General features: G+C 73.3%; 14 protein-coding genes. 1 reads left to right on the forward strand and 13 read right to left on the reverse strand.

Translation table 11 applies throughout. The features are described 5' to 3' along the window. Positions 1-83: 83 nt before the first annotated feature. The 12 genes from AC4MBH_RS14705 to AC4MBH_RS14760 form a co-directional block, all read right to left on the reverse strand. Positions 84-641 carry a hypothetical protein gene (locus AC4MBH_RS14705; protein ID WP_491795647.1) on the reverse strand — a complete coding sequence of 186 codons (558 nt, stop codon included), beginning with the start codon at positions 639-641 and terminating at the stop codon, positions 84-86. Positions 642-714: 73 nt separating this feature from the next. After that, complete coding sequence (locus AC4MBH_RS14710) at positions 715-1,863, reverse strand: zinc-dependent alcohol dehydrogenase (RefSeq protein ID WP_491795648.1); 1,149 nt, start codon at positions 1,861-1,863, stop codon at positions 715-717. Positions 1,864-1,936: 73 nt separating this feature from the next. After that, a complete protein-coding gene (locus AC4MBH_RS14715; protein ID WP_491795649.1) occupies positions 1,937-2,440 on the reverse strand; it encodes a 2'-5' RNA ligase family protein in 504 nt (167 codons plus the stop codon). Next, a complete protein-coding gene (locus AC4MBH_RS14720) occupies positions 2,440-3,945 on the reverse strand; it encodes a cryptochrome/photolyase family protein (protein WP_491795650.1) in 1,506 nt (501 codons plus the stop codon). Before AC4MBH_RS14720 ends, AC4MBH_RS14715 begins: the two co-directional genes overlap by 1 nt. Before the next feature lie 50 nt (positions 3,946-3,995). Then, a complete protein-coding gene (locus AC4MBH_RS14725) occupies positions 3,996-4,793 on the reverse strand; it encodes an MBL fold metallo-hydrolase (protein ID WP_491795651.1) in 798 nt (265 codons plus the stop codon). Positions 4,794-4,910: 117 nt separating this feature from the next. Next, a complete protein-coding gene (locus AC4MBH_RS14730) occupies positions 4,911-5,657 on the reverse strand; it encodes a hypothetical protein (protein WP_491795652.1) in 747 nt (248 codons plus the stop codon). A gap of 10 nt (positions 5,658-5,667) precedes the next feature. Next, positions 5,668-6,306, reverse strand: a complete 639-nt coding sequence (locus AC4MBH_RS14735) for a SatD family protein (RefSeq protein ID WP_491795653.1) — start codon at positions 6,304-6,306, stop codon at positions 5,668-5,670. 51 nt (positions 6,307-6,357) lie between these two features. After that, complete coding sequence (locus AC4MBH_RS14740; protein WP_491795654.1) at positions 6,358-7,530, reverse strand: lipid-transfer protein; 1,173 nt, start codon at positions 7,528-7,530, stop codon at positions 6,358-6,360. Further along, the gene (locus tag AC4MBH_RS14745) at positions 7,527-7,913 is read right to left on the reverse strand and encodes a MaoC/PaaZ C-terminal domain-containing protein (RefSeq protein WP_491795655.1); all 387 of its coding nucleotides are present in this window, start codon (positions 7,911-7,913) and stop codon (positions 7,527-7,529) included. Before AC4MBH_RS14745 ends, AC4MBH_RS14740 begins: the two co-directional genes overlap by 4 nt. After that, positions 7,910-8,293: a Zn-ribbon domain-containing OB-fold protein gene (locus AC4MBH_RS14750; protein WP_491795656.1), complete on the reverse strand. Its 384-nt coding sequence runs from the start codon at positions 8,291-8,293 to the stop codon at positions 7,910-7,912. The genes AC4MBH_RS14745 and AC4MBH_RS14750 overlap by 4 nt, the downstream gene beginning before the upstream one ends. Beyond that, positions 8,293-8,808 (reverse strand): FAS1-like dehydratase domain-containing protein, encoded by a 516-nt coding sequence (locus AC4MBH_RS14755; RefSeq protein ID WP_491795657.1) that lies wholly within the window; start codon positions 8,806-8,808, stop codon positions 8,293-8,295. The genes AC4MBH_RS14750 and AC4MBH_RS14755 overlap by 1 nt, the downstream gene beginning before the upstream one ends. Beyond that, complete coding sequence (locus AC4MBH_RS14760) at positions 8,805-11,012, reverse strand: acyl-CoA dehydrogenase family protein (protein ID WP_491795658.1); 2,208 nt, start codon at positions 11,010-11,012, stop codon at positions 8,805-8,807. Before AC4MBH_RS14760 ends, AC4MBH_RS14755 begins: the two co-directional genes overlap by 4 nt. A 58-nt stretch (positions 11,013-11,070) precedes the next feature. On the opposite strand from AC4MBH_RS14760, the gene AC4MBH_RS14765 reads away from it, so the two are divergent. Continuing rightward, positions 11,071-11,979 carry an alpha/beta fold hydrolase gene (locus AC4MBH_RS14765; RefSeq protein ID WP_491795659.1) on the forward strand — a complete coding sequence of 303 codons (909 nt, stop codon included), beginning with the start codon at positions 11,071-11,073 and terminating at the stop codon, positions 11,977-11,979. Between the two features lie 226 nt (positions 11,980-12,205). Here AC4MBH_RS14765 and AC4MBH_RS14770 read toward each other — a convergent pair whose 3' ends face one another. Continuing rightward, positions 12,206-13,333, reverse strand: coding sequence for a DUF222 domain-containing protein (locus tag AC4MBH_RS14770; protein WP_491795660.1), 1,128 nt, complete (start codon positions 13,331-13,333; stop codon positions 12,206-12,208). Positions 13,334-13,747: the final 414 nt, after the last annotated feature.

Here is a 13,747-nt window from a genome sequence, read left to right on the forward strand (position 1 = left end):
GGGGCGACGACGGCAAGATACTAAGTGTGACGCCGTGCCACACTCACCCCATCGGGCGTTTGCCACCTCGCACCACGTAGGGGTCAGCGACGCACGCGCCTGCCGATCGCCCGGACGACCCGGTAGCCGCCGGCACCGAGGAGGACCCACGGCGCCGCGACCACCACCGGGTCGAGCAGCTGGTGCCCGACGTCGACCCGGCCCTGGCCGAGGCGGGAGCGCAGGCCGTGGTGGGACGTCTCCGCGCGCAGCCCCGTCGGGACGAACGGCAGCTCGGGCCGGCCCCGCGTCCACGACCGGACCGTCGACTCCGCGACGTCGATGCGGTCGGCGGCGATCAGCGTCAGCCAGTGCGCGGCCCGGGCCTCGCTCCAGCGGGCGTAGGACAGCCGGCGTACGGCGCCGGACAGGCCGCGGGTGGGGCAGGACGTCCCGAAGACCGGGGTCAGCCTGGCGTGCTCGATCGACCGCTCGCGGTGACCGTCGGGGGTCTGCTGGGGGATCGGCTCGTCGCCGTGGACGCCGCGCACGTCGGACGGCAGCTCGCGCGGCACGGAGGGCCGCTTCGACCAGTCGGCGTCCACGCCCCAGCCGGGGATCCTGGCGCGCAGCTCGTCGGGGTCGTGGTCGGTGGTGCTCATCTCGGGTCGCCTCGTCGGGTCGTCCGGGTCGTCGGGGTCGTCCGGGTCGTCGGGGTCGTCCGGCCGTCGGTGGTCACGAGGCCGAGACCGTGACGAGCGGCTTGATGCACCCGTCGAGCTTGGCCGAGAAGACGTGGTAGCCCTCGGCCACGTGCTCGAGCGGGAAGCGGTGGGTGACGATGTCGCTCGGGCGGAACAGGCCGGCCTCGAGGTGCTCCAGGAGCCGGGGCCACTGCCGCTTGACCGGGCACTGGTTGCCGCGGATCGTCAGGCCCTTGTTGAGCGCGTCCCCGAACTTGACCGCGCTGAAGATGGGGCCGTAGGCGCCGACGACCGAGACGGTCCCGCCCTTGCGGACGCCGTCGATGGCCCAGTTGAGGGCCACCGGCGAACCGCCCTGCAGCTTCAGCTTCGCCGAGGTGATGTGCATCAGCGCGTTGCCGTCGGCCTCGGCGCCCACGGCGTCGATCGCACGGTCGAAGCCCCGGTGGTCGGTCAGCTGCTTCATCAGCACCACGACGTCGTCGTGCTCGCCGAAGTTGTAGGTCTCGGCGTGGGCGAAGGAACGCGCCATCGCCAGCCGGTCCTCGAGGTGGTCGATCACCACGACCCGCCCGGCGCCCATCAGCCACGCCGACCGCGCGGCGAACAGCCCCACCGGCCCGGCGCCGAGCACGACCACCGAGTCGCCCTCGCGGATGTCGGCGATCTGGGCCCCGAAGTAGCCGGTGGGCAGCGCGTCGGTCAGCAGGACGGCGTCCTCCTCCGACAACCAGTCCGGGATCCTGCTGGGCCCCGCGTCGGCGAACGGGACGCGCACGTACTCCGCCTGGCCGCCGTCGTAGCCACCGGTCGTGTGGGAGTAGCCGTAGATCCCACCCACCGCCGTCGCGTTGGGGTTGACGTTGTGGCAGTTGGAGTAGAGGCCGCGCGAGCAGAACCAGCAGCGCCCGCAGAACACGTTGAACGGCACCATCACCCGGTCACCGGCCCGCAGGTCCTCCACCGCCGACCCGACCTGCTCGACCACCCCGACGAACTCGTGGCCGAAGGTGTGGCCGACGCGGGTGTCCGGCATCAGGCCGTGGTAGAGGTGCAGGTCGGACCCGCAGATCGCCGCCGTGGTGACGCGCACGATCGCGTCGTGAGGGTGCTCGATCCGCGGCATCGGCTTCTCCTCCACCCGGACCCGGTAGGGACCGCGGTAGACCATCGCGCGCATGGGTGCTCCTCTGGGCTCGGACGCCGTGACGCTCGCCGGTACCCCGCACCCGGGACGTGACGCGTCGAACCGGTCATGGGACCAGGACCGCCACGGTGCCGGCGTCGGGGTCCCAGCGCCGCAGCGTCGCCAGGGTGATCGTCACGTCGTCGGCGCCGAGCACGTCGGCGGCGCGCTGGAGGTCCGCGCGCGGCAGGCGCCGGGCCAGGGTGAGGTGCGGCAGCCACCCCGGGTGCTGGTGGCCGGCGGTCGCGGCGCGCAGGTCGAGCACCGCGCGGAGCACCGCGTCGTCGACGTCGACGAGGCGCGCGACCGTGAGCTGGTGGCGCCCGAGGACCGCCAGGCCCGACGCGCGCACGGTGACCGGCAGCAGGGGCGCCAACAGCTCCACCGCCCGCTGCTCAGTGGCCGCGTCGATCGCCGGGACCGCGACGACCGTGAGGTGCGGGGTGTTGGTGGCGCCGCGGTGGTCGAGCATCGAGGGGAGCCCGGCGTCGCGCAGCGCCTGCCAGTCCCGGCGTACGACGCCCTCGCCGTCGGCGTCCGGCACCAGCTCGAGGGCGTGCAGGCGTGGCATCAGCGCAGCCAGGGCCGGGCGTTGCGCGTGTGCCGGGCCTTGGTGGCGCCGTCCAGGCCGTCAAAGGTGCGCACGGCGAAGCCCGAGCGGGCGTTGCGCTCGAACGTCTCGCGGTGGTCACGGACGAAGGTCCAGTAGAGCCCGTCCCAGGCGGCCTGCCAGTCGGCGCCGTCGCGGTCCCAGTCCTGGCTGGCGTAGTCGCTCATCTTGCGCAGGTAGTTGCTGCCCGAGACGTAGGGCTTGGTGGTGATCGCCTCGCCCGCCGCGAACTGGCTCATCGCGTAGACGTTGGGCACCATCACCCAGTCGTAGGCGTCCACGAACATCTCCATGAACCACTCGTACGCCGCGTCGGGGTCGGTGCGCAGCAGGCACATCGCGTTGCCGAGCACCATCAGCCGCTCGATGTGGTGGGCCCAGCCGTGGTCGAGCACCCGGCGTACGACGTGGTCCACCGGCGCGAGCCCGGTCTCGGCCGTCCACCACCCCTGGGCCAGCGGCCGGCCGTGCTCGAGCCGGTTGCGGGTGCGCAGGGCGCGGCCGCGGACGACGTAGGTGGCGCGCATGTACTCGCGCCAGCCGATCACCTGGCGGACGTAGCCCTCCAGGCTCTGCAGCGGCACCTCGTCGCGCTCGGCCACCTCGAGCGCCCGCGCCAGCACGTGCCGGGGCGAGACCAGCCCGATGTTGAGGGCCGGGGTGAGCAGGGAGTGGAACACCCAGGGGTGCGCGCTCGGCAGCGCGTCCTCGTAGGGCCCGAACTCGGCGAAGCGCCGCGCCAGGAAGTCCTCGAAGTGCTCCTCGGCCTCGTCGTGGCTGGTCGGCCACGCGAACTTGGTCGCGTCGCCGGGGTTGTCCGGGAACGCCCGGCGCACCCAGGCGATGGCCTCCTCGACCACCTCGTGCCGGTCGGGCCACTGCGGCTCGGGCACGGGGTGACCCCGTGGCAGCTTCTTGCGGTTGTCCTCGTCGAACGACCACCGCCCGCCGACCGGCCTGCCGCCGTCGGTGACCAGCACCTCCAGTCGCTGCCGCTGCCAGGCGTAGAAGTGCGCCATCCGCATGGTGCCGCCGGTCTCGGCGACGTAGTCGCTGAGCTGCTGGCGGGTGGTGAGGAAGTTGGGCGTGTCGAGCACGTCGCCCGGCGCCAGCGGGTAGCCGCCGTCGGCGAGCGCGGCCGTCAGGTCCTGCGCCAGCCAGTCGTCGACGACGTCGTGGACGGTGACGCGGGTCGGGGCGAGCCGCTTGACCACGCGGGCCAGCGCCGCGCGCGAGGTCGTCCGGCCGTCGGTCTCGAGGTGCTCGACGTCGTACCCCTGCTCGCGCAGGCGGGCGGCGAACCGCCGCATGCTGGCACGGTGGAGCACCAGCTTCTGCGTGTGGAACCGGTACTGGCGGAACAGCAGGTCGTGCTCGACCAGGACGAACGTCGTCCCCGCCGCCGCGTCGAGGTGGGACTCGAAGAGCTGGTGCGGCATCACGAGTCGGACGTGTCGCTCGGCCATCCCGGCAACCTAGGTGCCAGGGCGGGGCCCGGTGCTCACCCGCAGGATGCTCACCTCCCGAGCGTGACGGTCTCCCCGCGCGCCACGGTGCGCACCCGCTCCGCGAACCCGCGGCGCTCGCCCTCCGCGAGGAACTCGTGCAGCGGTGACCGGAAGACCCGGTAGTCGTCGTGGTGCACCGGGACGACGACGTCCGGGTCGAGGAGCTCGACGAGGTCGGCACCCTGACGGCCGTCCATGGTGACCAGGACGCCGGCGATCCTGGTGCCGCCGAGGTGCACCACCGCGGTGTCGAGCGGACCGGTCCGCTCGACGACGTCGGCGAGCCAGGAGCGGTACAGGGTGTCGCCGCTGAGGTAGAGGCGGTGCACCAGCGTGCCGGCCTCGCGCAGCTCGAGCACCGACCCCATCACCGTCGGCAGCAGCCGGCGCAGCACCGCCGGCGCGTGCTCCCCGGGGACGCTGGTCACCGTGAGCGACCACGGGCCGTCGGTCAGCTCGATCGTCTCCCAGCGCTGCATCCCCTGCGCCTCGCCGAAGCCCCACGCGTCGAGGCGGCGGGCGGCGGCGGGCGTGGTGAGGATCGGCACCGACCGGTCGAGCCCGCGCCGCGCCACCCGGTCGAAGTGGTCGCCGTGCAGGTGGGACAGCACGACCGCGTCGAGCGCGGGCAGCGTGGCCGGCAGGATCGCCGGCTCGGTGAGCCGCTTGCTCCACAACCCCTTCCCGAGGTAGGCCCGCTGCCCGCGGTGCAGGAAGTTGGGGTCGGTCAGGACGGTGAAGGGCCCGAGCCGCAGCAGCGACGTGGCCGTGCCGCCGAAGGTGAGCCGACAGGTGGGGAGCGCCATGCGCCGCCGGTACCCACCCGCGCGGCCCCGGCTCTCCCCCGACGCTGGTCGAGCCGGGCGAGCGCCAGCGAGCCCGAGTCGAGACCCGGCGAGGGAAGGCACCCACCCGCGCTCGGCTCAGACGACCCCGACGAGCGCGAGGCTGGCCAACGACACGGTCCAGCTGACGAAACTCCCGACCAGGAAGTACTCGGTGACCTCGTGCAGGCCCGGGCGGGAGCCGTCGGCACGGGCGGCCTGCAGCTCGGGAAAGCGCAGCAGGGCCTTGGCGGCGACGACGATGCTGGCCGCGGTGGCCTCGCCGGCCAGCCACAGCACCACGATGAACACCCGCTCGAGGGGTCCGAGGATGCGACCGCCCTTGAGGGACGGCGGGGGCGCGGCGCTGGTGGTGTCGCGCAGCGGGTTGGTGATGTGGGTGACCCCCAGCACGAGGCGGACCAGGACGTTGCCGGTGGACAGCTGCACCAGCAGCACACCGCCGACCAGGAGCGCCCGGTCGGGGTCGGTGCCGTCGAGCACGGGTACGTCGGACGCACCGAGCCAGTCGTCGAGCAACCCGCCGGCCTCGGGCGCCCACCCCGAGGCGAGCAGCGTCGCCGCCACGAGCACGCCCAGCACGGTCAGCGGCACGGCGTAGCGGTGGCGCGAGAACCCGTAGGTCACGCTCTCGCCGTAAGCGGCGACGGCCGCGGCGAGCACGACCAGGCCCAGCAGCTCGCCGGGGCCGGTCAGCCCCACCAGCAGCCCGACGGCGACCACGGCGACCGCGGCGCCGGCCTCGGCGACCCGGGGTCGGCGCGTGACCGAGAAGCCGATGTCGGTGAGCGCGACGCCGACCAGCAGCAGTCCCAACCAGGTCATGCAGGTCTCCTCACGTCAGCTCGGCCAGCAGCTCGCTCATCATGACCACCACGCCCAGCGCGTCGGCCCGCACCCGCTGGGAGACCGCCGAGGGGCTGATGCCCTCGTCGGCGGCGACCTCCCGCTGGGTGCGTCCCGCCAGCACACCACGCAGCACCGACAGCGAGCGGGCGTCGAGGCGACCGACGAGCTCGTCCCGGCCGAGGAGCGCGGCGTCGACCGCGCCGGTGGCCTCGTCGACGCCCTCGGCGACCCGGTAGGCCGTCCGCGCGCCGCGCGTGGCCGCCCGGGTGGCCGCCGCGTGGGCGGCGTCGATGGCGGTCCGGGCGGCCCACCACGCCGAGCCGTCCTCGATGCCGGTCCCGGCGTCGAGCAGGTGGCGTTCCCCGCGTCCGATCCCGTGCCGGACGTCGTGGTCGGGCAGCAGCGCGAGCCGCAGGGACAGGGCGACGGCGGCGGCCGCGCCGAGCGACGGCACGGTGCCCTGGTACTCGTCGCCGGCGATGATCCGCAGGTCGCTGCCCCAGCGGTCGTTGACGTCGTCGAGGGCGCGGGCGAGGCTGTCGTGCAGCCGCCCGCGGTCGCCCGCGCGGCGCGACCCCACGAGGTCGCCGATGACGACGACAGCCATCTGCTTCACCTCCGTCACATGAAGATCATACCTTCACCTGACCAGGATGAAGCAAGACACTTCACTAGGCTAGCCGCTGAGGATCAGCCCGCTCGTCGGGACGCCGGTGCCGGCGGTGACCAGGACGTGCGCGTCGACCGCCGCGGGCACCGGGTTGACCGACGTACCGCGGACCTGGCGCACGGCCTCGGCGATCCCGTTCATGCCGTGCAGGTAGGCCTCGCCGAGCTGGCCGCCGTGGGTGTTGAGCGGCAGCCGGCCGCCGACCTCGATCGCGCCGTCGGCGACGTACGCCGGCGCCTCGCCGCGCCCGCAGAACCCGAGCTCCTCGAGCTGCATCAGCACGTACGGCGTGAAGTGGTCGTAGAGGATCGCCATCGGCACGTCGTCGGGCGTCAGGCCCGACTGGCGCCACAGCTCACGACCCACCACGCCCATCTCGGGGATGCCGATGTCGTCGCGGTAGTAGGACGTCATCACGAACTGGTCGCGCCCGCTCCCCTGGGCCGCCGCCGTGACGTACGCCGGCCGCTGCGGCAGGTCGCGGGCCCGCTCGGCCGAGACGACGACCAGCGCCTGGGCGCCGTCGCTCTCCTGGCAGCAGTCGAGCAGGTGGAGCGGGTCGACGATCATCCGCGACGACTGGTGGTCCTCCAGCGTGATCGGCCGGCCGTGGAAGAAGGCGTGCGGGTTGGTCGCGGCGTGCCGGCGGTCGGCCACGGCGACGGCGCCGAAGTCGGCGGAGGTGGCGCCGTACTCGTGCATGTAGCGGCGGGCCTGCATGGCCACCGTCGCCGCCGGTGTGCCGAGGCCGAACGGGTAGGTCCAGGCGTTGTCGAGCCCGTTGGTGTTGACCTGCGTCGCGGCCGCGACGGAGAACTGGCCGAACCTGCTCTCGGACCGCTCGTTGAAGCCGCGGTAGGCGACCACGACGTCGGCGACCCCGGTGGCCACGGCCATCGCCGCCTGCTGCACGGTGGCGCACGCCGCGCCGCCGCCGTAGTTGATCCGGCTGAAGAACCGCAGCTCCGGCAGCCCGAGCTCGCGGGCCACCGCGATCTCCGAGGAGGTGTCCATGGTGAACGTCGTGAGTCCGTCGACGTCGCCGACCTCCAGGCCGGCGTCGGCGACGGCGGCGCGCACCGCCTCGACCGAGAGCTGCAGCTCGGAGCGGCCGCTGTGCTTGCTGAACTCGGTGGCGCCGATCCCGACGATCGCGGCCCTGCCGCTCAGCGTGCTCACACCGCGACCCGGACGGTGCCGGTGACGTGGTCGCCGAGCGAGACCCGGCCCACGACCGCGATGGTGGCGACGCCGTCGGCGACCTCGACGACGTCGCCGGTGAAGGTCAGCGTGTCGTAGGGGTGCGCGGGGGCGCCGAGCCGGATCGCGATGCCGCGCAGCTCGACGTCGTGACCGACCCAGTCGGCGACGTACTTCTCGACCAAGCCGTTGGTGGTCAGGATGTTCATGAAGATGTCCTTCGACCCGGCCGCCTGGGCGACGTCGCGGTCGTGGTGGACGTCCTGCCAGTCGCGGGTGGCGATCGCGGTGCTCACGATCGTGGTGGGGGTCATCGGCAGTCGCCACTCCGGGATGACCTGCCCGGCCTCCAGGGTCCTCATGCGGTCCTCCAGATCGGCAGGGTGAGGTCGTCGTCGACCCGGCGGTAGTCGACGCGCACGGGCTGGCCGATCTCGAGGTCGTCGACGTCGACCACCTCGCCGACCATCCGCACACCCTCGTCGAGGTCGACCAGGGCGATCACGATCGGCAGCTCCCGGCCGGGCACGGGCGGGTGCCGGTGCACGACGTAGGAGAAGACGGTGCCCTCCCCCGAGGCGACCTCGAAGCCGCGGTCGTACGCCGGGCACGACTGGCAGGCGGGACCCGGCGGGAAGCGCTTGGCGCCGCAGGCGTTGCAGACCTGGATGCGGAGCTCACCGACCTGGGTGCCGTCCCAGAAGAACTGCGAGTCGCGGTTGACCATCGGCCGCACCGTCATCAGCCGCGCTCCTTCGGGATGAACTTCAGGACGCGGAAGAGCATCGTCGCGACCACCTCGCTGCTTCCGTCAGGTGCGGCTGCGTACCAGGTGTTGCGCGAGGTGACGAAGTAGCCCTCGCCCATCGCGGTGCGCTTGGGCCCGACCACCGAGTCGAGAGCACTGGTCACGCGCAGCTGCTCACCCACCCGCACGTAGCGCTCGTAGGTCTGCTCGCAGTTGGTGCCGAGCACGGCGCCGTAGCCCTCGGCGGTGAGCACCTCGGTCATCCGGCTCAGCGGGTCCTCGGGCGGGCGCCTGCGGCCGAGGCCGGGCATCGTCCAGACCTGGGCCATCGACGGTGGCGCCTCGCCCCGGCGGAAGCGGTCGTTGTCGTAGCCCATCGCGTCGAGCCAGGTGCCGATCGTGGCCTGGTTGACGGCGTACGGCGCCTGCGACTCCGAGGCCTCGCCGAGCGCCTTGATCGTCTCGGCCTCGGCCATGATCCGTGCGTGCCGCTCGTCGGCGGTGCTCATCTGGGGACTCGCGGCAGCCCGAGACCGAACATCGCGATCAGCTCGCGCTGCACCTCCTGGACGCCGCCGCCGAAGGTCAGCACGAGGTTGCGCTTGGCCTGGTCGTCGAGGTAGCGGAGCAGTGCTCTCGTCTCTTCCTCGGCCGGGTCGCCGTAGCGCTGCACGATCGCGACGAGGTCGGCGGAGAGGTGCTGCACCCGGTCGGCGGCGAAGACCTTGGACGACGACGCGTCGCCCACGGAGATCTCGCCGACCGCGGCCGCGCGGGCGACCTCCCAGTTGAGCAGCTCGTTGACGCGGAAGACCGCGGTCACCCGGCCCAGCACGTCGCGCACGTCGTGGCGTTCGACCACACCGGCCTTGGTGGCCCAGTCGACGATCCGGTCGCGCAGGCCCTCGATGCGGCCGGCGGGGCCCAGCATCACCCGCTCGTGGTTGAGCTGGGTGGTGATCAGCCTCCAGCCCTGGTTCTCCTCGCCGACCAGCATGTCGACCGGGACCCGTACGTCGTTGTAGTAGGTGGCGTTGACGTGGTGGGAGCCGTCGGCGGTGATGATCGGCGTGAACGAGTAGCCGGGGTCGTTGGTGTCCACGATCAGGATCGAGATCCCCTTGTGCTTGGGGGCGTCGGGGTCGGTGCGGACGGCGAGCCACACGTAGTCGGCCTGGTGGCCGCCGGTGGTCCACATCTTCTGGCCGTTGACGACGTAGTGGTCGCCGTCGCGCCGCGCGGTGGTGCGCAGCGAGGCGAGGTCGGTGCCGGCGTCGGGCTCGCTGTAGCCGATCGCGAAGTGCACGTCGCCCTCGAGGATCCGGCGCAGGAACAGGTCCTTCTGCTTCGGCGTCCCGTGCTTGATCAGGGTGGGACCGACGGTCTGCAGGGTGACCGCGGGCAGGTGGACGTCGGCGTGCTGCGCCTCGTTGGCGAAGATCGTCTGCTCGATCTCGCCGAGGCCGTGGCCGCCGTACTCCTGCGGCCAGCCGACGCCCATCCAGCCGTCGGCGCCCATCGTGCGGATGACCCGCTGGTAGGTCTCGCCGTGGCGGTCCCGGCCCATGTCGGCGTGCTCCTCGTGGGAGGCGAGGCCGTGGAAGTAGTCGCGGAGCTCGGCCTTGAGGGCCCGCTGGGCGGCGGTCAGCTCGAGGTTCTTGGCGGTGGGGTCCTCGACCTCGACGTCGCCGGGCAGCGCGCCGAGCGCGTGGCCGAGGTCGACGACCCAGGAGTAGTAGTGGTGCAGCGGGTAGGTCTCGTCGACGCCCATCCCGCCGTGCAGGTGGTGGCAGGTGCGCAGCGCGGCCGGCGCCTCGGCGCACACCCAGTACGCCGCCACGGCCAGGTCGTCGGTCGCCGGCAGGCCGGCGCCCACCCGCCACGCGGCGTTGTCGGCGACGAGGTCGAGGGTGCGCGAGGCGATGTAGAGGTCGGCGGCCTGCATGGCGACGGCCTGGAACTGCGCGAGCGCCCGGCCGAACTGCTCGCGGCCCTTGACGTAGCCCGCGGTCAGGTCGACCGCGCCGCGGGTGACCCCCGCGGCGAGGAGTGCCAGGCCGGCCACGGCGTGCTCGACCAGGACGACGGCGGCGCCGTCGCCGAGCAGCTCGGCGGGCGCGCCGTCGAGGACCACGGTGTGCTGGGTGATCCGGGCCGAGGAGCCCGACTCGAGCAGGGTCACCCCGGGCCCCCGGGGATCGACCAGCGCGACCACGTCGCGGTCGCCGTCGCGCGCGGTCACCAGGAGGCGGGCGGCGTCGGCGGCGTACGAGACGCCGACCTTGCGCCCGGTGAGCCGCCCGTCGGCGTACGCCGTCTCGGGCCGGTCGGTGATCCGGCGGCCGACCTCGCGCAGCGCGGGCGACAGCACGACCTCGCCGGCGGCGACCCCGGGCAGCAGGGCCGCCTGCTGCTCGGGTGTGCCGGTCGCGGCGAGGGTGAGGACGCCGCAGCACAGCGTCTCCCAGACGGGCAGGTGGGCCGCGCGGGCACCGGTCTCGCGCAGCAGGACGCCGACCTCGGCGAGACCGAGGCCCTCGCCGCCGTGGGCCTCGGGCACCGGCAGCGCGAGCAGCCCGGCCGCAGCCAGGGCCTGCCACTCCGGCGCGGACGCCCCCTGTTGGGCCGCCTGCTCGAGCACGGAGGTGATGACCGAGCGGACCGCGTCGAGGGACTCCGGGTCCGCGGGCGTGTAGCCGTCGTCAGAACTCACGGACGAAACTGTAACCTGTTCTAGTTCTCGCTGCCACGCCTCACGACAGGGGTCCCCGATGCCCGCACCGACACCGGTCGGCCTGCTCCGGCGCCGCGCCTACCTGCCGTGGACACCGATCCCCGACGGCCGCCTCGTCGAGCTGCCCGGGCGCGGCACGACGTACGTCACGGACACGGCGGGCCCCTCCCAGGACTCCCCCACCATCGTCCTCCTGCACGCGCTGGGCTGCACCGGGCTGCTCACCTGGTTCCCGGCGATCGAGCGCCTCGCGCGCCGCTACCGCGTCGTGACGCTCGACCAGCGCTGGCACGGGCGCGGCATCCAGAGCGCGCAGTTCTCGCTGCCCGACTGCGCCGACGACGTCGCCGCGCTGGCCGACGTGCTCGGCCTGGGCAAGGTGGTCGTCGCCGGCTACTCGATGGGCGGCGTGGTCGCGCAGCGCGTCTGGCGCCAGCACCCCGACCTCGTGCGCGGCCTGGTGCTCTGCTCCACCACCGACCGGTTCCAGCACCACGCGGTCGAGCGTGCGTTCTTCACCGGGATGGGGGCGACCATGCTGGGGCTGCGCGAGGTGTCGCGCTCGCGCACCGCCACCAGGGCGGCCCGCGCCGCCGCCGGCGCCGTCGACCTGCGTCCCACCGACGTGCAGGACTGGGCGCTCGCGGAGTTCCGCTCGACCAGCCCGTGGGCCGTCGGCCAGGCGCTCGCCGCCCTGGGCCGCCACCACTCCCGTCCGTGGCTGGGGCGGATCGACATACCGACCGCCGTGGTCGTCACCACCCGCGACCGGGTCGTGCCCGCCGCGCGCCAGGTCGGCCTGGCCCGCGCCATCCCGGGCGCGACCGTGCACGAGGTCGACGCGGGGCACGCCGCGTGCGTGCTGGAGTCGGAGAAGTTCGTGCCGGCGCTCCTCGAGGCCGTGGGCACGGTGGTCGCCCGCGGGCGCGACGTCACGCGGAGGTGAGCGACCAGGCAACCCGACCCGGACCACCTGGCCGCTACCCGCGTCGCGGGCGTCCTCGGATCCAGTGTTCGGGTGGTGCGTCGTCGCGCCGCCGGGGTGGGGGTCGGAACTCGGGCCTGCCGTCGGCGCTGGACAGTCGGACCTCCCACGGCGTGTGGTGGATGGCCCGGTGGTGGGCGCCGCACAGCATCACGAGGTTGTCGAGGGCCGTGCGCCCGCCGTCGGCTCAGTGGCGGATGTGGTGCGCGTGGCACATCACGGGCGGCCGGGCACACCCGGGGAACACGCAGTGACGGTCGCGGGCGATGAGCGCGATCCACAGGGCCAGGGTGACGAGCCGGTGGGCGCGGCCGACATCGAGGAGCTGGCCCTGGGAGCCGAGGCAGACCGGGATGATGTCGGCGTCGCAGGCCAGGCGGCGTACGGCGGCCGCCGAGAGCGTGAGTCCGTCCTCGGTGACCGCAGGCCCGGTACCCGTGGCGCGACGCAGCCGTTCGAGGTCGATCAGGACCGCCACCCTCGGCCGAGCGCCGTGGCCGCTCGGTTGGCGGTCGGTGTCGAGCGAGTGCTGCGCGACCTCGACGAGCGCGTCCCACAGGCGCGCGCCGTGGTCGCGGGGGTCCTGCTGAGGTGACGCGGACGGGTCGTCGGTGTCGGACGCCGGCTCGGGCTTGGTCAGCGGGATCAGTGCCGCACGCAGCACGGCGGCGTCCTCGATCGAGCCGCGACCCTTGACCCGTACGCCGCCCGCCGCGTCGTCGGCGAGCGAGAGGAACCGGCCGAGGTGAGCGGCACGCTCCTCACGGGCGAGCTCGGACTCGGCCTGCCGCTCGGAGCGGTCGGGATCGACCACCTCGACCAGGTGGCGGGCGGCCTTGCGGAGCTCGGTGGCGTTGAGGCGCGAGGCCTCCTCGAGCAGCGCCTGCTCGCCCTGCTCGCGCAGGGCCGGGCTGGTCGGGAGCTGGTCGACCGCGTCGCACACGATGCCGGCCTGGACCGGCGAGACCTCACCGGCCGCGAGGGCGGACCAGGTGGCCTCGCACGCAGTCGTGAGGGCCTTGGCGTGCCCGACCGCACGGCGGGCCTCCCCCACGGTCAGCCCGGCGAGGTGGGCGTACCAGTCGTGCGTCGAGGTCCACGCCAGCTGACGCCGCGGCAGCTCGCGGTGGTCGATCTCGGCGAGCATCCGCGCCCGCACCGCACCGGCCTTCGCGACCAGGTCCTCGAGCGCCCGCACGCCGTCGAGCAGGTCCTCGTCGGCGGTGGCCGCCCAGAGCCGATCACCCAGCGCGCCGATCTCCGACCCGGCGGCCTCGAGGACCGCGGCCGGCGTGGCCGGCGAGGTGAACGACATGGGACTGCCTGACGAGTCGAACGTCGCCCGGGGACCCACCCGCCGGGACTTCACAGGACCTCGATGCCAGCGCGCCACCCGCGACGAGCTCCGGAGCACACCCGGAGGACTACTGCATCTCTTGGTGACGCGGACGCCACCGTGCTTGTCTATTAGAACACCTGTTCGGAGTCCGCGCAAGGCTCACGGATGCCGCATTCGCGACGGAATGACCCACCGGGATCAGTCGCAGCGCGGTGCTCAACTGCTGTTGAGCGCCGCACGATTTTCACGCACCCCCGGAAGACGGTCAATGGCTGCAAGATCTGGAAACGACCTCCGGCCGTCTATCGCTGCCCCTCAGATCCACCCCGGACTCGCGGACCTTACAAACGGTGCAGGTGCTGGGACTCTGCCGAAGTGGCTGCTGTCCCT

It is taken from the genome of Nocardioides sp. WJ219, assembly GCF_058559815.1.

Coding starts and splice junctions, on each gene's coding strand:
- AC4MBH_RS14705 (WP_491795647.1), bottom strand. CDS start 641: ATGAGCACCACCGACCACGACCCCGACGAGCTGCGCGCCAGGATCCCC.
- AC4MBH_RS14710 (WP_491795648.1), bottom strand. CDS start 1,863: ATGCGCGCGATGGTCTACCGCGGTCCCTACCGGGTCCGGGTGGAGGAG.
- AC4MBH_RS14715 (WP_491795649.1), bottom strand. CDS start 2,440: ATGCCACGCCTGCACGCCCTCGAGCTGGTGCCGGACGCCGACGGCGAG.
- AC4MBH_RS14720 (WP_491795650.1), bottom strand. CDS start 3,945: ATGGCCGAGCGACACGTCCGACTCGTGATGCCGCACCAGCTCTTCGAG.
- AC4MBH_RS14725 (WP_491795651.1), bottom strand. CDS start 4,793: ATGGCGCTCCCCACCTGTCGGCTCACCTTCGGCGGCACGGCCACGTCG.
- AC4MBH_RS14730 (WP_491795652.1), bottom strand. CDS start 5,657: ATGACCTGGTTGGGACTGCTGCTGGTCGGCGTCGCGCTCACCGACATC.
- AC4MBH_RS14745 (WP_491795655.1), bottom strand. CDS start 7,913: ATGAGGACCCTGGAGGCCGGGCAGGTCATCCCGGAGTGGCGACTGCCG.
- AC4MBH_RS14750 (WP_491795656.1), bottom strand. CDS start 8,293: ATGACGGTGCGGCCGATGGTCAACCGCGACTCGCAGTTCTTCTGGGAC.
- AC4MBH_RS14755 (WP_491795657.1), bottom strand. CDS start 8,808: ATGAGCACCGCCGACGAGCGGCACGCACGGATCATGGCCGAGGCCGAG.
- AC4MBH_RS14765 (WP_491795659.1), top strand. CDS start 11,071: ATGCCCGCACCGACACCGGTCGGCCTGCTCCGGCGCCGCGCCTACCTG.
- AC4MBH_RS14770 (WP_491795660.1), bottom strand. CDS start 13,333: ATGTCGTTCACCTCGCCGGCCACGCCGGCCGCGGTCCTCGAGGCCGCC.